This window comes from Thiobacillus sp., assembly GCF_030696885.1.
Taxonomy (GTDB): Bacteria; Pseudomonadota; Gammaproteobacteria; order Burkholderiales; family Thiobacillaceae; genus Thiobacillus.
In genome coordinates, this window is the sequence record NZ_JAUYRI010000019.1 from 1 (window position 1) to 1,368 (window position 1,368).

1 protein-coding gene and 1 pseudogene are annotated in these 1,368 nt (G+C 64.0%); both read left to right on the top strand.

What is annotated here, in order from left to right:
- A pseudogene (locus Q8R61_RS10065) lies at window positions 1–338 on the top strand (hypothetical protein); the annotation flags it as partial.
- A gap of 91 nt (window positions 339–429) precedes the next feature.
- On the top strand, window positions 430–1,368 hold a 939-nt coding region (locus tag Q8R61_RS10070; RefSeq protein WP_371133598.1), incomplete at its 3' end, for a methyl-accepting chemotaxis protein.

Below are 1,368 nucleotides of genomic sequence, written 5' to 3' on the forward strand. Positions count from 1 at the left end.
TGAGCGAGATCGCGGCGGCGAGCCAGGAACAGAGTTCCGGTATCGAGCAGGTCAACCAGGCGGTGGTGCAGATGGACGACGCCACCCAGCAGAACGCTGCGTTGGTGGAAGAGGCTGCGGCCGCGGCCGAGAGCCTGCAGAGCCAGGCGGCCAAGCTGGCCGAGGCGGTGAGCGTGTTCAGGTTGTCGGAAGGGGGTTTCCAGTCGCAGGTTGCCGAATTGCCGGCACCGCGGCGCGAGCCTGTTGCCTTGCCGAAGGCGGGCGCCCGCCCGGCGCCTGCGTCGAAAAAACTGGCCGCCGCGGGTGCGGGCAACGGCGACGAGTGGGAAGAATTCTGAACGAAAGTGATCCGTGCGCCCAGGCGCGCGGGTTGTGCAAGGCCCCCGGCAAACGTGTCGGGCGGATTGATTTTAAACAAGGTGGTATCTGATGAAACTGAAATCCAAAATTCTCCTGAGTCTGGGGGGCGTGTTCCTGCTTTTCGGTGTGGCGGTAGCCGTAGCGCTGGTCGGCATGCAGAGCACGAAGAATCGCTTTGAACGCTTTCTCGAGCACGACCTCGCGCTGGCGCAGGCTGCCACCAACATGTATGCCCACGGGCTGCAGATGGGTCAGGCCCTGCGCAACGTCGTGATGGACCCGGCCAACCAGGCGGCCTACACCAACCTTGAGAATTCCGCGAAAGAGTTCAAGGCCGTCGGTGACGCCGCGCTGATCCTGGCCGCTGACGTGCCGGACGACCGCAAGCTGCTGGAGGACGTGATGGCGCTGCGCGCGCAGCAGATTCCGCTACAGGCCAGTATCGTCTCGATGGCGAGCTCAGACCAGGCAGGCGCCATTGCCTCGATCGCGCAGGACGAGACCCCGGTCTGGCGCAACATTCGGGCGCGACTGCTGGATTACATCAAGATCAAGAACGATGCGGTGGAAACCACCAAGGCCGAGATGACGGCATTCAGCGAGCGCATGCTGACGATCACGCTGATGCTGGTGCTGGTGGGGCTGATCGTGTCGGGCGGCATCGTGTTCTGGCTGGTCCGCCACATCATGCGGCAGCTGGGTGGCGAACCGGCTTATGCGGTGGCGGTGGCGCATGCGATCTCCGAAGGCGACTTCTCCAAATCCGTGACGGTGGCGCCGGGTGACACCTCCAGCCTGCTGTATTCCATCAATTCGATGCGCGAACGGCTGACCGGCATCGTCGGCGACATCCGGCAATCGACCGAGACCATTGCGGTGGCCTCGCGCCAGATTGCCTCGGGCAACGCCGACCTGTCGGCGCGCACCGAGTCGCAGGCCTCGAGCCTGGAAGAAACCGCCAGCTCGATGGAAGAGCTGACCAGCACCGTCAAGCAGAACGCCGAGAAC